A 19,158-nucleotide genomic window follows, 5' to 3' on the forward strand; every position below is an offset into this window, starting at 1 on the left:
TTATCGATACTTGAGCTTCAAGCCCACCAGTACCGCACCATATGGAAGAACACCGGGGCCGCGAAGCACACCGAATCGAGTCGGTCGAGCATGCCGCCGTGGCCTTCGATCATGTGGCCCCAGTCCTTCACGCCGCGATCGCGCTTGATCGCCGACATCACCAAGCCGCCGGCGAAGCCGAGCAGGCACACCAGCAAGGCGAACAGGCCAGCCTGCCAGAAGGCGAACGGGGTGATCCAGTACAGCGAGGCGCCGATCAGGGTCGCCAGGGCCACGCCACCGAAGAAGCCCTCCACGGTCTTCGACGGCGACAGGTTGGGGGCGATCTTGCGTTTGCCAGCCAGCTTGCCGCAGACGTACTGCAGCACGTCGGATATCTGCACCACGATCACCAGCCAGGCGATCAGCAGCAGGCTGCGGCCCTCGTAACCGGCGATCTGCAGCGTCAGCAGCGCCGGCACGGTGGAGATGCAGTACACGGCGATCATCAGCCCCCACTGCACCTTGGACGTGCGCTCCAGGAAGCGTGTGGTGTCGCCGCCCAGGGAGGAGAGGATCGGCAGCAGCAGGAACAGATAGACCGGAATGAAGATGGCGAACAGACCGTACCAGCCGATGCCGATCAGCAGGTACTGCATCGGCAGCGCGAAGTAGAACGCCGCGACCAGTGCCGGATAGTCGCTGCGCCGGGTCGGCGTCAGGGTCATGAACTCGCGCAGGGCATAGAACGACACGCAGTAGAACAGCACCACCACGCCGATATTGCCGAACAGGAAGGCGAAGCCGATCACCAGCACCATCGCCCACCAGGCATTGATGCGCGCATTGAGGTTGTCGATGACCGGATGTGGACCGGGGCCGGCACGAAATTTCAGCAGCCAGCCGATCAGGCTGGCGAGCAGCAGCAGGGCGCCAATGCCGGCGAACAACAGCAAGGTATTGCGATCCATCTCAAACCTCCTCGGGAGCCAGGGCCAGCAGAGCGTCGCGGGCGCGTTCGAGGAAAGCGTCTTTGCCCTCCTCCTCGCCCAAGCCCAGTGGTGCGCCAAAATTCAGGGTGCACAGCAGCGGTAATGGCAGGGCTCGGCCCTTGGGCATCACCCGATTGAGGTTGGCGATCCACACCGGGATCACTTCCACGTCCGGCCGCGTCTTGGCCAGGTGATAGAGGCCTGCCTTGAAGGGCAGCAGGCCGTCCTCGAGGTTGCGGGTACCTTCCGGGAAGACGATCAACGAGTCGCCCTCTGCCAATGCGTCGAGCATCGACTGCAGTGGGTTGGCATTTGGGTCACTGCGTTGACGGTCCACCAGCACACCATTGAAAACCCGCTGGATCAGGAAGCTGCGCAATGAGCCCCTCATCCAGTAATCCGACCCGGCTACCGGGCGGGTGCGTTTGCGCAATTCGGCAGGTAGCGATGCCCACAGCAGCACGAAGTCACCGTGGCTGCTGTGGTTGGCGTAGTAGATGCGCTGTACCGGTTGCGCGGTGCTGCCCAGCCACAAGGCGCGGGCTCCCGTGAGCAGACGCGCACCGGAGGTGATGAGAAAGGCGACCAGTGACGCAAGCATGGACAGCTCCTTATCCGAATCGAATGTGTGAAAGCCAGGGCATCAAGACGATGGCCGCCAGGGCGATGAATACCTGCAGGCCGAGCCACAGGCCCTGAAGTCGCAGCAGACGCAGCGCGCCCTGGCCGCGTTGATCCCAGGAGCGAGAACGCTGATCGGCCTTATGGCCAAGCATGACCAGCGCCTGATCGAGCTCGGCGGTGCGGCGGGCGAGTTGCGTCGGGTCGCCCGACACGTGCGTGAACAGCTCGGCATCCAGCGCCACGCGCAGCGCGTAGTACTTCTGCAGCAGGCCGCAGACCAGCAGAAGTACGCACACTGCACCGCCGGTAGTGAGCGCCATGAAACCGAGCAGCGGTCCCAGGCCGATAACCAGAGCGATCAGGGTCAGGGCGCTGGAGAAACGGTCGAGGGCTTTGCCGCGGCGCAACAGCCCGGCGATCAGTTGCAGGTGCATTTCATCGGTCATGCAAGGCGCCTCCAGCTGTGGCGGCCGGTTGGCTCAAGATGCCCTCCAGCGCCTGTAAATGAGCGTTTCCAAGCACAACCTGGGGGCGAGCCTGGCGAAGCACTGAAACCGCCTCTGCGACGCTCCTGCAGCGGCCGCTGTGCAGCAGCCAGGCAGCGATAGCGGTGGCGCTGCGCGAGTAGCCCAGCGCGCAGCACACCAGCACCGGCCCGTGCTCGCGCAGATCGTCGATGGCCACCGCCGCCTGCAGGCAGTGCGCGGTGCTCGGGGCGATCAGATCGAGGCAAGCCAGTTCGCGGTAGACCTTGCCTTCAACCCGGCACGGCAGTTCGGCACACAGGTCGGCGATAGCGCTGAAGGCCTGCCCTTCTCCCTTGGCTGGAATGCGACCCAACCAGACGCCGTCGGCCACTTCATCGGGTTGCGGATGCTTGCGCGTCCAGGCCCGAGAGTTGATCCAGGCACCCAGCAGATAAGGCGCCAACAACCAGGTGCTGGCAGCGCTGAGGCGGCCGTCGGCACGCTTCTGAAAACCCTGTGCATCGAACAGTGCATAGTTCAGCGCCACCATCAGCAACGAAACCGCCGGCCACAGCAACCACAGAGCGAAGCCGCCGAAGTGGATCGCCAGCGCACTGCACAGCGCTGCACCGAAGGCGTAGCGCAAGGCCAGCCGCCAGCGCTTCGGATCACGAGCCAGGCGCCAGGCGAACAGTGGGCTGCGCCCCTCGCTGGGCCATAGCCACAGGCACAGGAAGCCGGCGAGCATGCCGGTCGGCACGTCGATGAAATGATGCTGCCAGGTGGTCAGTACCGACAAACCGATCAGAGAGAACCAGACGTGCAGCACGACACGACATACACCAGCCGCCGAATGGGCAAAGCAGGCCCAGAGCACCACCAGCAGGGTGATGTGCAGCGAGGGTGCCTGATTGAAGGGTTTGTCGAAGCCCATCAGTACGTCGAACATCAGCCCGAACAGGCCATCCAGCGCCGGACGGTCGAAGGTGAAGCGCAGCGGCCAGAGCAGGAAGCAGGTGATGCAGATCACTTGCGCGGTCAGCAAACGCAAGCCGAGCCTGTCCACTGCACCACGGGTGGCCGGTAGCAGGAAGGCCAGGCCGTAGAGCAGATCGATCGACCAGTAGGGAATGATCGTCCAGGGCCACAGGGGAATCTGCCGCTCCCAGGCGAATACCAGGCTGCCGACGTCATCGCGCTGCCCGGTGAACCAGTTGGCGAAGCCATAGGTGCCGAAGAACAGTGGCGCGAGCAGTAGCAGCCAGAGGACGCCGCGCTTCCATAACCCGCTTTCGCGGATGACCGCGGCGGGCGTCATCAAGACACCCGCTGCGCCAGGGACACGCTGAAGATGCCCCACTCGTCGACACGTTGAGTCAGCTTGCGAAAGCCTGCCGCTTCGACCAACTGATCCATTTCCGCCTGGCTGCGCCGACGCATCACCCACGCCTCGCCGCCACGGTGGCTGGTCAGCGCGCGGGCGATCAGCTCCAGTTGCGGGTGCCACGGCTGACCGGTATAGATCAGGTAGCCACCCTCTTCCACGGCTGCCGCCAAGCCCGCCAGCGACTCGCCGACCATCTGGTTGCTGCCGAACAACTCATAGAGGCCGGAGACCACTGCCAGCGTCGGCTTCGGATCCAGCGCAGCCAGGTCGGCCTTGTCGAAGGCATCGCCTTTGACGAAGCGGGCGATGCTGCCCAGGCCCTTCTGCTCGATCAGCGCGGCACCGTCGCGCACGTTGATGTCGCTGTAGTCACGCAGCAGGATCGAGTCGGGCTTGTCGGTACCCTGCTCCAACGCTTCAAGGATGTAGCGGCCGTGGCCTGCAGCGATATCGACGATGCGTACCTGGCGAGCTTGCTCACGCAATTTGCCCATGGCCAGGCGCAGCAGTTCTTCGGCGTGCACCTTGCGTTGACGGATACCCCGCCAGCCGATGGAGTTCAGGTAGTTGCGATCGATCAGTCGGCCCACTGGCGAGCTGCCGGTGGGCGTATTGCGGTAAACGTAATCCAGGGTACTGCCGGAATCGAAGCCGGTGTCGAAACCCAGCTTCACGCCCGCAGAAACACTGCTGCCAAGCCGCATGCTGGCCCGCGTGGCGCGCCAGTAGAGATCGCGCAGTGAGTTCTTCGGCAGCGGTGCAGACAGTTCTTCCGCCTCGGCGCAGCTCCAGCCGAGGCGGTCGGCGTCCAGCAGTGAGGGTCGCTGCAGCGGCTGCTCGAAGGCTTTCAGTACGAAGCGGCGAATGCGGGTCAGCGCGTGGGCACGGTCACGCTCGCCCAAGGTGTCATGGAAGAACCCGGGCAGGCTGTGCATTTCTTTGTCCAGGCTGCCCAGGTGCTCGAAGAACTGCTCCTGGGGCTTGCGGTGCACCACGAAATCGCTACCGGAGATCAGCAACTGGGTGGGGATCTGGATCGCCTGAGCGTCGGCGACCACGCGCTCGGCAGCCTCGTACAGGCCCAGCAGCATGTTCACCGAGATCGGCCGGCTGATCAGCGGGTCCTGTTCGAAGGACGCTATGCGCTGCGGATCGTGGCTGAGGTACTTGGCCTTCACGTAGCTGTTGACGAAGAAATTGCCACGCCAGGCGCGCATGAGCTTCAACCCGGGCCGTGCGAACGGTACGTACAGCTTGACCTTGAAGGCGGGTGAGGCGAGCACCAGTGCGCGGATCTTCGGTGCGTAGTCATGCGCCCAGGTGGCGATGATCACCGCACCGACGCTTTGCGCCAGTACCACCATGTCCGCGGTATCGATGCCGTGAGCGCTGGCGATGTGATCGATGAAGGTCTGCACGTCGCGCACGCTGGTGGCGAAGCTTGGGCTATCGCCCCGTGCACCCGGTGATTCACCGTGACCGCGAGCGTCCCAGGCGAAGAAGTCGAAACCCTGCAGGCCCAGCTCCTCGACCAGGTGGGCCATGCGCCCGCCATGTTCGTGGCCGCGGTGGAACATGACGACAGCACGACGCGGCGTGTCGGGCTGTGCATCTGCAGCAGGCCAGTGCCGGTAGAACAGGCTGACGCCGTCATGGGTCGTGAAGGTATTGGAGCGGACTTCATTCATTGGAGCATCCCTATTCCACAGTGGGGGAAGCCGCTTGCGCCAGACCTTGGCGTACGCGGTTGTAGAGCGTGTACAGCAGCAGCGCGGTGATGACCGCGAGAATTGGGTTTATCCAGCTCAGCGGCAGCAGCGCGGTAGCTACACCAGCGCCGAGCACGCCAAAGCAGAAGGCGCGGTCGCTTTTGCCCATCGGCCCGTCGTAGCGCCGTGAAGCGCCCACCATGGGCCCCATGACGCCGGCGTACTCGCTGATCAGCGCGGCGATGACCAACAGCACCACCAGCACGGGAGACACGCCGGGCAATAGCGCGAAAGGCAGGAACAGCGCGGCATCGGCGATCACGTCGCAGAGTTCGTTGAGGTAAGCGCCGAGTGTGGATTGCTGGCCGAACTCACGGGCCAGCATGCCGTCCACCGCATTGAGCGCCATCCGCAGCAGCATCCACAGCGGGATCAGCGCGAACAGCCAGAGGTGGTCGGGAAAAAAGGCGAGCAGCAGACCTATCAGCACCGACACGGCGGCAGCGCTCAACGTGACCTGATTGGCTGTCACGCCACGGTCGAAGAGGCGCTGAACCAATGGGCGCAGCAGGTTCTGGAAGCGAGGTTTGAGCTGATAAATCGAAAGCATGTTTGGAACTCCCTTCCGCCATCTTTCTGTATGTGGCCGAACGCCAGCTTAGCCGGTCGGGCACCCACAAGCGATACGCCAACGTGATCATTGTCATGTTGCCGCATGAAAACTTATGCCCAATTTATCGACATTTCAGGTACCGATAAAAGTCCATTTTTATCAGTACCTTGAGAGGACTATTTAGATTTTACGGTAAAACGTTCAACAGGTTATCCACAGATCGTGACGACTCAGGCGAGATCGTTGGCCGTCTCTACGGCAGTGCTCTGTGGATCGAGAGCACCGAGTTCCTGTTGCGCCTGGCTGACCCATGCGAAAGCGCGGTCGTTGAGGTTGGCGATCGCTCGCGGGCCTTCGCCCTCGGCAAACAGCGGCGGGCCGAATACCACCTGCACCGTACCCGGCTTCTTGCCCCAGCCCTCTTTCGGCCAAAACTGGCCAGCGTTGTGGGCGACGGGCAGCACCGGTAGCTTGCTGTTAACCGCCAGCGCCGTACCACCTCGGGAAAACTTGCCGATCTGGCCGTCCGGAATCCGTGTGCCCTCAGGGAAGACCAGCACCCAGGCGCCCTGCTCCAGACGTGCGCGACCCTGGCTGGCGAGCTGTTTGAGGGCCGCCTTGGGGTTGCTGCGGTCGATGGCGATTGGCTTGAGCATGGCCATCGCCCAGCCGAAGAACGGCACGTACAGCAACTCGCGCTTGACCACCTGGCTCAGTGGCTCGAAGTAGGCGCACAGGAAAAAGGTTTCCCAGGTGCTCTGGTGCTTGGCAAGGATCACGCAGGGTTGGTCGGGAATGTTCTCCTGGCCCTTGATCTCGTAGCGAATGCCGGCGACCACCTTGGCCAGCCATACGGCGCAGCGGCACCAGTTCTGCACCACGAACCGGTAGCGTGCCCGGAACGGCAGGAAGGGTGCGACGAACACGCTGATGATGCACCAGACGAACGAGCTGGAGGACAGCAACAGATAGAAGAGGAAGGTTCTGAAGAACTGCACTGTCGACATGTGAGCAATTACCGTTGCAGGCCTGGCCTGCGCTATCAAGTGAGAAGCTGAGCAGCGACCGCTGCCAGATCATCGAATACCAGGGTTCCCGCTGGCAATGCTTTGGCCAGGGTGCGTTGACCCTTGCCGGTTTTCACCAGCACGGGCTGACAATCGACGGCCAGTGCCGTTTGCAGGTCACTGCCGCTGTCGCCGACGAACCAGATTCCGCTCAGTGGTACGCCATAGTGCTCGGCGATCTGGCGCAGCATGCCGGGCTTCGGCTTGCGGCAATCGCAGCCATCATCCGGACCATGCGGGCACTGCACGATCAGGCCGACTTCACCGCCCTGCTCCGCCACCAGATCGCGCAGCCGCGTGTGCATGGCCTCCAGCACGGCCAGCGGGTAGTAACCGCGGGCGATACCGGATTGGTTGGTCGCCACCGCCACCGTCCAGCCCGCCTTGCTCAGGCGAGCGATGGCCTCGATGGAGCCCGCTATCGGGATCCACTCGTCGAGGCTTTTGATATACGCATCGGAGTCATGATTGATGACGCCGTCGCGGTCGAGAATGATCAGCTTCATAGCTGCAAGCTCCAAGCCTCAAGCTGCAGGCCAAAGCCGCTACGTGCAGCTTGTGGCTTGCAGCTTGCGGCTGCTCTAGCCCAGCACGGAGATATCGGCGACACCCAGGAACAGCCCGCGCAGACGCGCCAGCAGCGCATAGCGATTGGCACGTACCTTGGGGTCTTCGGCGTTGACCAGCACCGCTTCGAAGAAGCTGTCCACCGGCTTGCGCAGCGACGCCAGCTGCGCCAGTGCTTCGCGATACTGGCGCTCTCGCGCCAGTGGCTGCACAGCGTTGTCGGCCTGCTGAATGGCCGCGTTGAGGGTGAACTCGGCTGGCGTATCGAAGTAATGCGCCTCGATGCTCTTGGCGATCTGCCCGCCGGCCTTGCTCAGCAGGTTCGACACACGCTTGTTGGCCGCGGCCAGGGCCTCGGCCTCCGGCAGCTGGCGGAAGGCCTGAACGGCCTGCACGCGCTGATCGAAGTCCAACGGCGACTGAGGGTTTACCGCACGAACGGCCTGGTACACGGAGACATCCACGCCTTCGTCTTCATAACGCGCACGCAGGCGGTCGAAGATGAAGTCCAGCACCTGTGGCGCCAGGCCCTGTGCCTTGACCTTGCCGCCAAACTGGCGGATGGCGAAGTCGACGGTGGCACCCAGATCCAGATCGAGACCCTTCTCGATGAGAATGCGCAGCACGCCCAGTGCCGCCCGGCGCAGGGCGTAGGGGTCCTTGCTGCCGGTGGGCAGCATGCCGATACCGAAGATACCGACCAGCGTGTCCAGCTTGTCCGCCAGCGCCACGGCGGCACCGGTCAGCGTGCTCGGCAGTTCGGCACCGGCACCGCGCGGCATGTACTGCTCGTTCAGCGCCAGGGCAACGTCCTGTGGCTCGCCGTCGTTCAGCGCGTAGTAGTAACCGGCGATACCCTGCATCTCCGGGAACTCGCCGACCATTTCACTGGCCAGGTCGCACTTGCTCAGCAAACCGGCGCGGGCACCACGGCGGGCGTCGCCACCGATGCGCTCGGCGATGAAGCCGGCCAGGGCCGAGACACGCTGGGCCTTGTCATAGACGGTGCCGAGCTGGGCCTGGAAGACCACGTTGGCGAGACGCGTGTTGAAGCTTTCCAGCTTCTGTTTCTTGTCCTGCTTGAAGAAGAACTCGGCATCGGTGAGACGCGGGCGCACCACCTTCTCGTTGCCGGAGATGATCTGCGCCGGATCCTTGCTTTCGACGTTGGCCACGGTGATGAAGCGCGGCAGCAGCTTGCCGTTGGCGTCCAGCAGGCAGAAGTACTTCTGGTTGTCCTGCATGGTGGTGATCAGGGCTTCCTGCGGTACTTCCAGGAAACGCTCTTCGAAAGAGCAGACCAGCGGTACCGGCCACTCGACCAGCGCACTGACTTCCTCGAGCAGTGCTGGTGGCACGATGGCCGTGCCCTGCTGCTCGGCAGCCAACTGGTCGACGCGCTTGGCGATCAGCTGACGACGCTCGCTGGCATCGGCGATCACATAGGCGGCACGCAGTTCCTGGGCGTACATGGCCGGGGCCGAGATACGCACCTCGTGGTTGGCATGGAAGCGATGCCCGCGGGACACGCGCCCAGCCTTCTGGGCGAGGATTTCGCAATCGATCACCTGGTCACCGAACAGCATCACCAGCCACTGGCTCGGGCGGACGAATTCGGTCTTGCGCGCGCCCCAGCGCATGCGCTTGGGAATCGGCAGTTCGTTCAGCGAGTTTTCCACGATGCCCGGCAGCAGCCCGGCGGCGCCCTGCCCCGGGATGTGCTGGCTGAACTTCAGCTTCGGCCCGCTCTGATCGATGGCGTCCAGCTCGACGCCACACTTCTTGGCGAAGCCGAGGGCGGCCTGGGTCGGGTTACCGTCGGCGTCGAAGGCGGCCTGCAGCGGCGGGCCGTCGAGATTGACGGTGCGATCCGGCTGCTGGGTGGCAAGCTGTTCGACCAGCACCGCGAGGCGGCGCGGCGCGGCATACATGCGCGCGCTGTTGTAGCTCAGGCCAGCGGCCTTGAGGCCCTTTTCAACGCCGGCAAGAAAGGCATCGCCGAGGTTCTTCAGGGCTTTGGGTGGCAGCTCTTCGGTGCCCAGTTCAACGAGAAAATCGAGCGCACTCATTCTGCTGCCTCCAGCTTGGCCAGTACTTCATCACGCAGATCGGGGGCGGCGAGCGGGAAGCCCAGGCGGCGTCGGGCCTGCAGATAACTCTGCGCCACGGCGCGGGCCAGGGTGCGCACGCGCAGGATGTACTGCTGGCGCGCGGTCACCGAAATGGCGCGGCGGGCGTCGAGCAGGTTGAAGGTATGGGAGGCCTTGAGCACCATCTCGTAGGTCGGCAGTGGCAGCTCCAGTGCGATCAGGCGATTGGCTTCGCTCTCGTAGAAATCGAACAGCTCGAACAGCTTCTCGACGTTGGCGTGTTCGAAGTTGTAGGTCGACTGTTCCACTTCGTTCTGGTGGAACACGTCGCCGTAGGTCACCTTGCCGAACTGGCCGTCCGTCCACACCAGATCGTAGACCGAGTCGACGCCCTGCAGGTACATGGCCAGGCGCTCGAGCCCGTAGGTGATCTCACCCGTGACCGGGTAGCACTCGATGCCACCAACCTGCTGGAAATAGGTGAACTGGGTGACTTCCATGCCGTTGAGCCAGATTTCCCAGCCCAGACCCCAGGCGCCCAGGGTCGGCGATTCCCAGTTGTCTTCGACGAAACGGATGTCGTGCACCAGCGGATCGATGCCGATGGCCTTCAGCGAGCCCAGGTACAGCTCCTGGAAGTTCTCCGGGTTCGGCTTGAGCACCACCTGGAACTGGTAGTAGTGCTGCAGACGGTTTGGGTTCTCCCCATAACGACCGTCGGCCGGGCGGCGCGATGGCTGCACGTAAGCGGCATTCCAGGTTTCCGGGCCGATGGCACGCAGAAAGGTGGCAGTGTGGAAGGTACCGGCGCCCACTTCCATATCGTAGGGTTGCAATACCACACAGCCTTGCTCGGCCCAGTATTGTTGCAGGGCGAGGATCAAGTCCTGGAAGGTGCGCACGGCAGGCGTTGTCTGGCTCACGAAAAATTCACCTGTTGGGGCTGCGACAGAAAGCCGGAGAGTATACCCGAAGCAAGGCGCAGCCCGCATGCTGCGCCGTCTCACTGACCGACTTGCGTGCGCGACGGTGGTGCGTTGGCCACATCGGCTACGACCCCATGAAATATCCTGTCAATAATAATCACTCGCGTTAAAATGCCGGTTTTTCTGCGCTCGTCCGTCTTTATGGAGATGGGGATGAGCTCCGCCTACTCGCATGCAGATGCTCGAATCGTCTTGCAGAGCGGCATCGTTTATCTACGGAAAGCCACGGTGTCAGGCCTGCGTCGCACGCAGAGCCGACCGTGTTCATGACAATAAACAGGGTGTGTCGATGAAAGAGGGATTTCGCCAGTCCATGGCCTGGCTGCATACCTGGACGGGGCTGGTGGTGGGCTGGGTGCTGTTTTTCGTGTTCGTGACCGGCACCGCCGGTTACGTGGACGATGAAATCACCCGCTGGATGGAGCCCGAGCGGCCGCTGCAGGTACGCGTCGAAGGCGTGGAACGCAGCGCAATGCTCGAGCGCGGCCTCAAGCGCCTGGAGCAGGTCGCCAGCAACGCCAAGAGCTGGACCATCACCCTGCCGCACACTTCGCTGCGTCCGCGTGGCGAGCAGGGCCTGGCGATCGCCTGGGAAGACCTGCCCGAGCGTGGCCACGATTTCGGCCGCCGCGGCCGTGAAGAGCTGAACGCCGAAACCGGCCTGCCGCGCCAGGAAGTCGAGCCGCGCGCCACCGGTGGCGGTGCCGCCCTCTACGAGATGCACTACATACTGCATTACATGCCCTACAACGTGGGCATCACCATCGTCGGCGTGTGCACCATGCTGATGCTGCTGGCGATTCTCACCGGAGTCATCACCCACAAGAAGATCTTCAAGGACTTCTTCACCTTCCGCCCTGGCAAGGGGCAGCGCTCCTGGCTGGACGCGCACAACGTGATCAGCGTGATGGCGCTGCCGTTCTTCCTGATGATCACCTACAGCGGCCTGGTCTTCTTCGTCTTCAACTACATGCCGGCAGGGGTCGCGGCGGTATATGGCACCGGCAACCTGCAGCAGCGCGCGCTGTTCGATGACCTCTTTGCCCGTGACAAGCGCGAGCATCTGCCCGCCAGCCGGCCGCAAGCCTCGCTCGAAGAACTGGTGCAGCGCGCCGAAGCGCAATGGCCCGAGCGCGGCGTGTCGAGCCTGACCATCAGCCAGGTGAAGGGCGAGCCGGCGCGTGTCGACGTGCAGCGGATCATCGGCGACTCGGTCAACGTTTATGACCCGGTGATGCTGAGCTTCGCCGCTGCCGATGGCCAGCCTACGCTCTACCCGGACAAGACCCATGGCGCCGGCAAGACCCACCGCATGCTGATCGGCCTGCACGAGGGGTTGTTCGCCGACTGGTGGCTGCGCTGGCTGTACCTGATCGCTGGCCTGCTCGGCTGCGGGATGATCGGTACCGGGCTGGTGCTGTGGACGGTCAAGCGGCGTAATCAGCACCTCAAGCGCAATGATGGTGCGGCACTGTTCGACGCCTACGGCCTGCGCCTCGTGGAAGTGCTCAATGCCGGTACCCTGGTCGGCCTGCCGGTGGCGGTGGCCGCCTACTTCTGGGCCAACCGGCTGTTGCCGGTGGGCATGGGGGATCGCGCGGACTGGGAGATGCACTGCCTGTTCCTGACCTGGGGCTGGCTGTTCCTCTATGCTTCGCTGCGGCCGCTGAAGAAGGCCTGGCTGGAGATGGCCTGGATGGCCGTGGCGGCCTACGGGCTGGTTCCCGTGATCAACGGCCTGACCACCGACCGCCATCTGGGCGTGACCCTCGTCGAGGGTGACTGGGTGCTGGCCGGGTTCGATCTGAGCATGTTCGGCCTGGCGGCGCTGTTCGCCTATGGCGCCATGAAGATTCGTCGTCGCTGGCTGAAGGCCGATGCGGCAGCTGCGTTGTCGGGCAAGGAGGCGCTGGCATGAAAGAAGGTTCGATGGCGCGTTATCGCTGGCTGGTCGCCTCGCGCGTGTTGGCTGCTGCACTGGGTGGCTATGCCCTGACCTCCGCGCTGACCGTCTTGTTGTCGCTCGTCTGGCCGCTGCCGAAAAGCCAGGCCGTGCTGGCCGCCACGATGCTCAGCTTTACCCTGTATGCCGGTGCGGTGATCTGGGTGTTCAGCGTGCGCAGCGTGACCCGCGCCTGGCTGGGCATGCTGATCCCCACCGCGGTGATCGCGCTGCTGTGCTGGGTGCTGCAATCGGGAGGTCCGGCATGACCCTGAACCTCTCCATTCTGCTCGCCAGCCTGGGTGGGTTCATCGCCCTGGCGCTGGCCATGGACAAGCACTGCAAGCACCTGCTGCGCCGGGTACTGTCGCCGTTTTGGTTGCGTGCTTTGCGTATCGCAGGCTGGTCGCTGCTGGCCCTGGCATTGGCCCTGAGCCTCAGTCGGTGGGGCGTGAGTGTCGGTGCGGCGGCCTGGCTGGGCTGGTTGTCGGTCGCCGGGATCGTGCTGGTTTTCTACCTGCCGAAGTGGCCCTGGCAGCCCTCGCCGGGTAAGGCCGCGCCGCGTCGCGAGAAGAAACCTGCGCTGGTCGAGAACCTCGTGGCGCAGCCGGTCGAGCGCCTGCACTGGATGCGTCGTGGAGCCACCGGCGTGTTGCTGCTGGTGCCCCTGGCGGTGCTTGGCCTGTTACTGACCGCTTCGCCAAAGCCGCTGCACAGCGACGATGCCGTGCACGGCCAGGTCGGCCCCTGGGCGTTCACCCTGGCCGAGGCGCAGCGCAAGGCGCCGCATCGGGTACTGGGTACGCCATTCAAGGCCTTCGAAGTACGCTTTTGCGAAACCTGCGATGACCAGATACGCGCGGCCTATCTGAAGATCCGCAAGCCACGTTCACTGCGTGCCGCGGGCCTGGTGTTCTCTGGCAACCGCTGGGATCGTTGGGTGGAAATCCAGATTCCCGCCAAGGCCACACTCAGCGATCAGCTGTGGCTGACCGTGGAAGGCAAGGACGGCAGCGTGCATCACGCGGCGGTGGATATCGACAAAGTGTCGCCCGAGCTGGCGGCGTTTCTCGAACGCGAATCCTGAGTGACGGATGTGCAGGGGCCTATAGTTCCCACGCTCTGCGTGGGCATTCATCCTGTGGCGCTCGCGCCACGATTTGCGAACTCGGATAACGATGTACGGACGCAGAGCGTCCTGCCAATGCATTACCACGCAGAGCGTGGGAACGATCAACTGCTTCCCGGGTTTCGCTGCGCTCTACCCAGGCTACGAGAGTCGGCGCTGGCTCACTCGTAATCGATCCCCGGTTATAGTCTGCGCTCGCCCATCGCCGAGCCGATTGCCATGCCCCGCTGTTTCTGGTGTAACGACGACCCGCTCTATCAGGCTTATCACGACAGAGAATGGGGCGTGCCGTCCCGCGACCCACAGCACCTGTTCGAGATGCTGCTGCTCGAAGGCGCCCAGGCCGGATTGTCGTGGATCACCGTGCTGAAGAAGCGCGAGCGCTACCGCGAAGTCCTGTTCGGTTTCGATGCCGAACGGCTGGCGGCGATGAGCGACGCCCATATCGAAACCCTGATGCAGGATCCCGGCATCATCCGCAATCGTCTCAAGCTGCAGGCCGCGCGCAAGAACGCCCAGGCCTGGCTGCGCCTCGACGATCCGGTGACGCTGCTCTGGTCGTTCGTCGGCGGCCAGCCGAAAATCAATCACTTCGACGGCCGCGGCGACGTGCCGGCGGTCACCCCCGAAGCCGAGGCCATGAGCAAGGCGCTGAAAAAGGCCGGCTTCACTTTCGTCGGCCCGACCATCTGCTATGCCTTCATGCAGGCCACCGGCATGGTCATGGACCACACCCGCGATTGTGATCGCTACGCAGAGCTGCAACAGGAGGCACGCCCTTGAGTACCACCATCGACACCCTGGAACAACTGCAGGCGCTCTACGGCCAAGCCCACGAGCGGTCGTTGCGCAAGGAAATCCCCTACCTCAGCGAGCCCTATCAGGCACTGGTCGCTGCGTCGCCCTTCGTGGTGCTTGGTACCCATGGCCCGGATGGGCTGGATTGCTCGCCCCGTGGCGATGCGCCGGGCTTCGTGCGGGTCGTCGATGAGCGCACCCTGCTGCTGCCGGATCGCCCGGGCAACAACCGCATCGACAGTCTGCGCAATATCGTCCACGACCCCCACGTGGCGCTGCTGTTCCTGATTCCCGGGGTTGGCGAGAGCTTCCGGGTCAATGGCCGTGCCAGCATTTCCGTCGATCCCGCCCTGCTGGAACGTTGCAGCGCACAGGGCAAGCTGCCGCGCAGCGTGCTGCGTATCAGCGTCGACACCTGTTATTTCCAGTGTTCCAAGGCGGCGGTGCGCTCCGGGCTGTGGGATGCCGAGCGCCATGTCGAGCGCTCCAGCCTGCCGTCGGCGGGCGACATCCTCAAGGCGGTCATGGACCCGCAATTCGATGCGCAGGCCTATGAGCGCGAGTTGCAGGAACGCCTGAAAACCATGCTCTACTGAACGTTTCCTCGTTTCTGCACGTGTATGTAACAGTCACGCGACCCTCAGCCGGTTACAATGCGCTCCCTTTTTGGATGGGAGCAGCTTGTGGAAAAGCTCAAAGGCGCGCTGGTGGTCGGTTCCCTGCGCTTGTTCGCCCTGTTGCCATGGCGAGCCGTGCAGTCGCTCGGCGCGATGATCGGCTGGTTGATGTGGAAGCTGCCATCGGGCTCGCGCGATGTGGTGCGCATCAACCTGGCCAAGTGTTTCCCTGAACTGACTGCCGCCGAGCACGACAAGCTGGTCGGCCGCAGCCTGATGGACATTGGTCGCACACTGACCGAAAGCGCCTGCGCCTGGGTCTGGCCGGCGCACAAGTCGCTGGCCCGCGTGCGTGAGGTCGAAGGCCTGGAAGTGCTCGAAGCCGCCCTCGCCTCCGGCAAGGGCGTGGTTGGCATCACCAGCCATCTGGGCAATTGGGAAGTGCTCAACCACTTCTACTGTTCGCAGTGCAAACCGATCATTTTCTACCGTCCGCCAAAGCTCAAGGCCGTGGATGATCTGCTCCGTGAGCAGCGCGTGCAGTTGGGCAACCGCGTGGCACCGTCGACCAAGGAAGGCATCCTCAGCGTCATCAAGGAAGTGCGCAAGGGCGGTGCCGTGGGCATCCCCGCGGACCCCGAGCCGAGCCTGTCGTCCGGCATGTTCGTGCCCTTCTGCGGCACCGTGGCGCTGACCAGCAAGTTCGTGCCGGGCATGCTCGCCGGTGGCAAAGCGGTAGGCGTGTTCCTGCATGCGCTGCGTCTGGAAGACGGCTCCGGTTACAAGGTGATCCTGGAAGCCGCGCCGGAAGGCATGTACAGCGAAGACACCTACACCGCCGTGGCGGCCATGAGCGCCGTGGTAGAGAAATACGTGCGTGCCTACCCGAGCCAGTACATGTGGAGCATGAAACGCTTCAAGAAGCGCCCCGAAGGTGAGGAGCGCTGGTACTGAAATCCACGGCGCCTCGCAACGAGGCGCCGGTGGGCTGGGCGTAAGCGGAAAATTGAGTTATTAACAGGGCAAATCTTTTCGCACGAGGCTGTTCAGGACATGTCCGCCAACCAGCGCCAGTATCCCCGTACACCGATGAAGTGCCGCATCAAGATCTGCCATCCGAGCTTCGGTGAACGGGTTGCTCAGACCCGCGATCTTTCCGATGGTGGCGTGTACGTCCGGCATGAGGACCTGGCAGCTCTGGAGCTGGGTACACGGGTGACCGGCCAGGTGCAGGACATGCCCTTCGAAGCACCGATCCTGGAAATGGAAGTGATGCGCGTCGATCCCGATGGGGTCGGGCTGCGCTTCATCCGCGACTGACAGCTTTGCTGCTGCAACTTCCTGGCGTGCCCATCTTTGCGTGGGCACGCTGCTTTTCATGGCTGTCGAATGAGTCGTGGCGTTTTTTCATCGCGGAGTGCGGGTTTTCCCCGAGTTATCCGTCTTTGTAGATGAACCACCACTTTTTTGCCCGGCGCTGGTGCCGGGCCTCTCGTTCAATTCCGTGAAAAGGAGTTCCCATGACCCCGATCCGTTGCCGCCATGCGGCTTCCCTGGCCCTGCTGGTGGGCTGCAGCCTGGCCCTGCCCTTCGCCCAGGCCGAGTATCTGTGGATCGAGCGTGGCCCTGCTCCGCAAGCCAAGGCTTATCTGAGTGATTTCCAGCCAACGGAGCAACTGAGCCTCGGCAAGCTGCTGGAAGCGAGTACCCGCCAGGCCGACGGCAAGGCCGCCGCGCTGCATGCCAGTGGCGATGCTTACCCGATCGTCGACGATGGCCAGGGGGATCTGCGCGTCAGTGCCAAGCTGCCGGAAGGCGACAAGCTGGTGATCTACGAAGCCAAGGCCGGGCGCAGCGAAACCAAGGCGGTCAATGACCTGGAACTGGTACCGACCGAGCCCAACGGCAACGCCTTCGAACTGCACTGGAAAGGCACCGTGGTGTCGGCCTCGCAGGTCAATGTGTACACCTCCGAGCAATGGACGCGAACCCTCAAGCCCAATGCCGAGGGCATCGTGACCCTCGACCCCTCCTTCCCCGCTCGCTACGTGCTGGAAGTGACCGCCCAGGTCAACGGCGCCGCCACCGTCGACGGCAAGCGCTACGACAGCGTGGTACACGTGGCGACCCTGTCGTTCGAGGTCCCGCGCCACTAAGGTTGCGCTGCTGCCTGCAGCGCAACGGTGGCAGGCAGCAGCGAGGCTGGGCTAGAGCTTGCCTTTGACCGCTTGCAGCGCATCGCCACCGTCTCGGGTGGTTACACCGTCGAGCCAGCCATCGAGCACTTCAGGGTTGGCCTTGATCCAGGTCTTGATGGCCGTGGCGTTGGCGACCTTCCCGTTCAGCACCTGGTCCATGATGGTGTTCTCCATGTCCTGGGTGAACTTCAGGTTGGTCAGCAGCTTGCCGACGTTCGGGCACTCGGCCACGTACCCCTTGCGCGCCAGGGTGTTGACCGAGCCGGTGCTGCCGAAGAATTTCTCGCCGCCCTTGAGGTACTGCATGTCGTACTGGATGTTCATCGGGTGCGGTGTCCAGCCGAGAAAGACCACGAACTGGCCACGCTTCTCGGCCCTGCCGACCTGCACCAGCATGGCCTGCTCGCTCGACTCGACCAGTTCCCAGTCGCCAAGATCGAACTCGTTGTTGGCGATCATCTGGCGGATGTAGTCGTTGGCCGGTGAGCCCGAGCCGATGCCGTAGATTTTCTTGCCGAAGCGCGCGGCGAATTTGTTCAGGTCCTTGAAGTCCTGCACGCCCTCTTCGTAGGCATAGGTCGGCACCGCCAGGGTGTACTCGGTGCCACCGAGGTTCTCCACCACCTTGTCGACCTGGCCGCTGGTGACGTAGCGCTCGTAGTCGTGCTGCCCGGCCGGCATCCAGTTGCCGAGGAATACATCGACCTGCCCCTTCTGCAATCCGGCGAAGATGATCGGCACCGCCAGGGTACGGGTCTGCGGCTTGTAGCCAAGGCCGTCGAGCAGCAGGCTGGCGATGCCGTTGGTAACCGCGATGTCGCTCCAGCCCGGATCGGCAAGGCTGACGGTGGCGCACTTGGCGTCTTCCGCCATGCTGTGGAAGCTGGCGCTCATGGCCAGCAGGCTGACGGCGATCACGGTCTTCAGGGGCTTCATCGGCATCGTCCTTTTGCATAGGGAGCCCTAACCCTAGGGCTGTCAGCACGGCAGCGCAAGGCAATTGGCGCTGAAAATCGGCAAGGCTGTATCGATCCTCCGGGTTCATTCAGCAGCTGGACAGCAGGCTCCGTGCATACTGATAAACAGTACGACCGCTGGTCGAGGGATCGACGAAAAGATTGAACTTGCCGTCGATTTCGCTTGTCCGTCCTGCGGGACGAGCGGAGTGCCCCCTCTCTATTTCATCAATGTTACAAGTGGCTGATTTCAGGAAAGGATTCACGGCGGCTTGGGTATCTTCAAGGTCATCACGTTGAATAAATTTTTCCTGTCTCTGTTTCTCGGTGGCGCCCTGTGCTGCGCCGCCGTCGGTAATGCCTCCGCCAGTTTTCGCGTTCACCTGCAGGACGGTAGCAGCCGCGTGGTGCCACCGACCAAGGTCGAGCACACGCCGGCGCAAAGCGTGGTCAAGCGAGCCATGAGCACCTTGGGCACGCCTTACCGCTGGGGCGGTACCAGCCCGGAGCGTGGTTTCGACTGCAGCGGCCTGGTCAACTATGCGTTCAAGAAGGTCGATGACCTCGAGCTGCCCCGGACCTCCCGCGCCCTGTCCCGGGTCGATGGCCCCAAGGTGGCCAAGGGCGATCTGGAGCCTGGGGACCTGCTGTTCTTCCGCATTCGCGGGCGCAGCGTCGACCACGTGGCCATCTACCTGGGCAACGACCGCTTCATTCACGCCCCGCGTCGTGGCAGCAACGTGCGGATCGACAAACTCAGCGACGGCTACTGGAAAAAGCATTTCCAGCTGGCTCGCCGGGTGATGCCGGAAGAAACCCAGCTGGCCAGCAACGGCTGACGGAGTCGGCGAAACGACTGTTGTAAGGCGATAGCCGCCGTTCGGTTTGGTGGGCTGAAGCCCACCCTGCAGCTGAATGGTGGGAGTAGAAGCTCGGTCTACATTCTGTGGGAGCGGGCCATGCCCGCGAAAAAATCGCGGGCATGGCCCGCTCCCACAGGTACTGCACCGATGACCGCATTCGCCTTCAAGTCGCCA

The 19,158-nt window shown here is 63.4% G+C and carries 20 protein-coding genes; 9 read left to right on the plus strand and 11 right to left on the minus strand.

Going from position 1 to position 19,158, the window contains the following annotated elements; genetic code table 11:
- Nucleotides 1–17: 17 nt before the first annotated feature.
- The 10 genes from QRN22_RS19825 to glyQ form a co-directional block, all read right to left on the minus strand.
- Nucleotides 18–950: a phosphatidate cytidylyltransferase gene (locus tag QRN22_RS19825; RefSeq protein ID WP_042556062.1), complete on the minus strand. Its 933-nt coding sequence runs from the start codon at nucleotides 948–950 to the stop codon at nucleotides 18–20.
- Between the two features lies 1 nt (nucleotide 951).
- Entirely contained in the window at nucleotides 952–1,572 is a 621-nt protein-coding gene (locus tag QRN22_RS19830) for a lysophospholipid acyltransferase family protein (RefSeq protein WP_042556061.1), read from the minus strand.
- 10 nt (nucleotides 1,573–1,582) lie between these two features.
- Complete coding sequence (locus QRN22_RS19835; protein ID WP_042556060.1) at nucleotides 1,583–2,041, minus strand: hypothetical protein; 459 nt, start codon at nucleotides 2,039–2,041, stop codon at nucleotides 1,583–1,585.
- Nucleotides 2,031–3,380, minus strand: coding sequence for a phosphatase PAP2/dual specificity phosphatase family protein (locus QRN22_RS19840; protein WP_042556059.1), 1,350 nt, complete (start codon nucleotides 3,378–3,380; stop codon nucleotides 2,031–2,033). Before QRN22_RS19840 ends, QRN22_RS19835 begins: the two co-directional genes overlap by 11 nt.
- Nucleotides 3,380–5,137: a bifunctional alpha/beta hydrolase/class I SAM-dependent methyltransferase gene (locus QRN22_RS19845; RefSeq protein WP_042556058.1), complete on the minus strand. Its 1,758-nt coding sequence runs from the start codon at nucleotides 5,135–5,137 to the stop codon at nucleotides 3,380–3,382. The genes QRN22_RS19840 and QRN22_RS19845 overlap by 1 nt, the downstream gene beginning before the upstream one ends.
- A gap of 10 nt (nucleotides 5,138–5,147) precedes the next feature.
- Entirely contained in the window at nucleotides 5,148–5,768 is a 621-nt protein-coding gene (locus tag QRN22_RS19850) for a CDP-alcohol phosphatidyltransferase family protein (RefSeq protein ID WP_042556057.1), read from the minus strand.
- 233 nt (nucleotides 5,769–6,001) lie between these two features.
- Nucleotides 6,002–6,778, minus strand: coding sequence for a lysophospholipid acyltransferase family protein (locus QRN22_RS19855; RefSeq protein WP_042556056.1), 777 nt, complete (start codon nucleotides 6,776–6,778; stop codon nucleotides 6,002–6,004).
- Between the two features lie 35 nt (nucleotides 6,779–6,813).
- A complete protein-coding gene (gmhB, locus tag QRN22_RS19860; protein WP_042556055.1) occupies nucleotides 6,814–7,344 on the minus strand; it encodes a D-glycero-beta-D-manno-heptose 1,7-bisphosphate 7-phosphatase in 531 nt (176 codons plus the stop codon).
- A gap of 75 nt (nucleotides 7,345–7,419) precedes the next feature.
- Nucleotides 7,420–9,474, minus strand: coding sequence for a glycine--tRNA ligase subunit beta (glyS, locus tag QRN22_RS19865; RefSeq protein WP_042556054.1), 2,055 nt, complete (start codon nucleotides 9,472–9,474; stop codon nucleotides 7,420–7,422).
- A complete protein-coding gene (gene glyQ, locus QRN22_RS19870; protein ID WP_042556053.1) occupies nucleotides 9,471–10,418 on the minus strand; it encodes a glycine--tRNA ligase subunit alpha in 948 nt (315 codons plus the stop codon). Before glyQ ends, glyS begins: the two co-directional genes overlap by 4 nt.
- Nucleotides 10,419–10,770: 352 nt before the next feature.
- On the opposite strand from glyQ, the gene QRN22_RS19875 reads away from it, so the two are divergent.
- The 8 genes from QRN22_RS19875 (at nucleotide 10,771) to QRN22_RS19910 (ending at nucleotide 17,123) form a co-directional block, all read left to right on the plus strand.
- A complete protein-coding gene (locus QRN22_RS19875; RefSeq protein WP_042556052.1) occupies nucleotides 10,771–12,399 on the plus strand; it encodes a PepSY-associated TM helix domain-containing protein in 1,629 nt (542 codons plus the stop codon).
- A complete protein-coding gene (locus QRN22_RS19880) occupies nucleotides 12,396–12,692 on the plus strand; it encodes a DUF3649 domain-containing protein (protein ID WP_042556051.1) in 297 nt (98 codons plus the stop codon). The genes QRN22_RS19875 and QRN22_RS19880 overlap by 4 nt, the downstream gene beginning before the upstream one ends.
- Nucleotides 12,689–13,510: a DUF3325 domain-containing protein gene (locus QRN22_RS19885; RefSeq protein ID WP_042556050.1), complete on the plus strand. Its 822-nt coding sequence runs from the start codon at nucleotides 12,689–12,691 to the stop codon at nucleotides 13,508–13,510. Before QRN22_RS19880 ends, QRN22_RS19885 begins: the two co-directional genes overlap by 4 nt.
- Nucleotides 13,511–13,771: 261 nt before the next feature.
- Nucleotides 13,772–14,335, plus strand: coding sequence for a DNA-3-methyladenine glycosylase I (locus QRN22_RS19890; protein ID WP_042556049.1), 564 nt, complete (start codon nucleotides 13,772–13,774; stop codon nucleotides 14,333–14,335).
- Nucleotides 14,332–14,946: a pyridoxamine 5'-phosphate oxidase family protein gene (locus QRN22_RS19895; RefSeq protein WP_042556048.1), complete on the plus strand. Its 615-nt coding sequence runs from the start codon at nucleotides 14,332–14,334 to the stop codon at nucleotides 14,944–14,946. Before QRN22_RS19890 ends, QRN22_RS19895 begins: the two co-directional genes overlap by 4 nt.
- Before the next feature lie 87 nt (nucleotides 14,947–15,033).
- Nucleotides 15,034–15,921 (plus strand): lysophospholipid acyltransferase, encoded by an 888-nt coding sequence (locus tag QRN22_RS19900; RefSeq protein WP_042556047.1) that lies wholly within the window; start codon nucleotides 15,034–15,036, stop codon nucleotides 15,919–15,921.
- Between the two features lie 99 nt (nucleotides 15,922–16,020).
- Nucleotides 16,021–16,287: a PilZ domain-containing protein gene (locus QRN22_RS19905; RefSeq protein WP_042556046.1), complete on the plus strand. Its 267-nt coding sequence runs from the start codon at nucleotides 16,021–16,023 to the stop codon at nucleotides 16,285–16,287.
- Between the two features lie 200 nt (nucleotides 16,288–16,487).
- The gene (locus QRN22_RS19910; RefSeq protein ID WP_042556045.1) at nucleotides 16,488–17,123 is read left to right on the plus strand and encodes a hypothetical protein; all 636 of its coding nucleotides are present in this window, start codon (nucleotides 16,488–16,490) and stop codon (nucleotides 17,121–17,123) included.
- Between the two features lie 51 nt (nucleotides 17,124–17,174).
- Here the strand turns inward: QRN22_RS19910 and choX are convergent, their stop codons facing one another.
- Entirely contained in the window at nucleotides 17,175–18,059 is an 885-nt protein-coding gene (gene choX, locus QRN22_RS19915; RefSeq protein WP_231570226.1) for a choline ABC transporter substrate-binding protein, read from the minus strand.
- A 358-nt stretch (nucleotides 18,060–18,417) separates the two neighbouring features.
- Between choX and QRN22_RS19920 the strand changes: the two genes are divergently transcribed.
- Nucleotides 18,418–18,960 (plus strand): C40 family peptidase, encoded by a 543-nt coding sequence (locus QRN22_RS19920; protein WP_082045891.1) that lies wholly within the window; start codon nucleotides 18,418–18,420, stop codon nucleotides 18,958–18,960.
- Nucleotides 18,961–19,158 lie beyond the last annotated feature (198 nt).

Source organism: Pseudomonas sp. MEJ086, assembly GCF_030209025.1.
GTDB classification, from domain to species: Bacteria; Pseudomonadota; Gammaproteobacteria; order Pseudomonadales; family Pseudomonadaceae; genus Aquipseudomonas; species Aquipseudomonas fulva_A.

Coding starts and splice junctions, on each gene's coding strand:
- QRN22_RS19850 (WP_042556057.1), bottom strand. CDS start 5,768: ATGCTTTCGATTTATCAGCTCAAACCTCGCTTCCAGAACCTGCTGCGC.
- QRN22_RS19825 (WP_042556062.1), bottom strand. CDS start 950: ATGGATCGCAATACCTTGCTGTTGTTCGCCGGCATTGGCGCCCTGCTG.
- QRN22_RS19855 (WP_042556056.1), bottom strand. CDS start 6,778: ATGTCGACAGTGCAGTTCTTCAGAACCTTCCTCTTCTATCTGTTGCTG.
- glyS (WP_042556054.1), bottom strand. CDS start 9,474: ATGAGTGCGCTCGATTTTCTCGTTGAACTGGGCACCGAAGAGCTGCCA.
- QRN22_RS19830 (WP_042556061.1), bottom strand. CDS start 1,572: ATGCTTGCGTCACTGGTCGCCTTTCTCATCACCTCCGGTGCGCGTCTG.
- QRN22_RS19890 (WP_042556049.1), top strand. CDS start 13,772: ATGCCCCGCTGTTTCTGGTGTAACGACGACCCGCTCTATCAGGCTTAT.
- QRN22_RS19835 (WP_042556060.1), bottom strand. CDS start 2,041: ATGACCGATGAAATGCACCTGCAACTGATCGCCGGGCTGTTGCGCCGC.
- QRN22_RS19880 (WP_042556051.1), top strand. CDS start 12,396: ATGAAAGAAGGTTCGATGGCGCGTTATCGCTGGCTGGTCGCCTCGCGC.
- gmhB (WP_042556055.1), bottom strand. CDS start 7,344: ATGAAGCTGATCATTCTCGACCGCGACGGCGTCATCAATCATGACTCC.
- QRN22_RS19840 (WP_042556059.1), bottom strand. CDS start 3,380: ATGACGCCCGCCGCGGTCATCCGCGAAAGCGGGTTATGGAAGCGCGGC.
- QRN22_RS19845 (WP_042556058.1), bottom strand. CDS start 5,137: ATGAATGAAGTCCGCTCCAATACCTTCACGACCCATGACGGCGTCAGC.
- choX (WP_231570226.1), bottom strand. CDS start 18,059: ATGAGCGCCAGCTTCCACAGCATGGCGGAAGACGCCAAGTGCGCCACC.
- QRN22_RS19910 (WP_042556045.1), top strand. CDS start 16,488: ATGACCCCGATCCGTTGCCGCCATGCGGCTTCCCTGGCCCTGCTGGTG.
- QRN22_RS19905 (WP_042556046.1), top strand. CDS start 16,021: ATGTCCGCCAACCAGCGCCAGTATCCCCGTACACCGATGAAGTGCCGC.
- QRN22_RS19885 (WP_042556050.1), top strand. CDS start 12,689: ATGACCCTGAACCTCTCCATTCTGCTCGCCAGCCTGGGTGGGTTCATC.
- QRN22_RS19875 (WP_042556052.1), top strand. CDS start 10,771: ATGAAAGAGGGATTTCGCCAGTCCATGGCCTGGCTGCATACCTGGACG.